This is a genomic window from Enterobacter cloacae complex sp. P13B, from assembly GCF_014895915.1.
Lineage (GTDB): Bacteria > Pseudomonadota > Gammaproteobacteria > Enterobacterales > Enterobacteriaceae > Enterobacter > Enterobacter bugandensis.
Window position 1 is genome coordinate 1 of the sequence record NZ_JADBQN010000078.1, and the last position, 287, is coordinate 287.

Below are 287 nucleotides of genomic sequence, written 5' to 3' on the forward strand. Positions count from 1 at the left end.
GGCAGCGTAACGCCACCTGAATACGATGAAGGGGTGAAGGTCAGGAAAGTGGATGTCAGCGGAAAGCTGAGCATACAGGGTGTCAGTCTGAGCGCAGGCAAGGCGTTCAGGGGAGAACGGGTCGGGCTGAGGGAGACGCAGGATGACGGCTGCTATGAAGTGTGGTGGTACAGCACGAAAGTGGGGGTGATCGACCTGAAGAAAAAGTCGATCACCATGGGTAAAGGATGTTAAAAAGTGTTCACCATGTCCCCGAACACCTGTCTACCATGTCCCCGGACTGTACA

Annotated in this window: 1 pseudogene; it reads left to right on the plus strand. The window is 54.7% G+C overall.

Features of this window, described 5'->3' with window-relative positions:
* A pseudogene (locus tag IM273_RS22770) lies at nucleotides 1–234 on the plus strand (IS481 family transposase); the annotation flags it as partial.
* Nucleotides 235–287 lie beyond the last annotated feature (53 nt).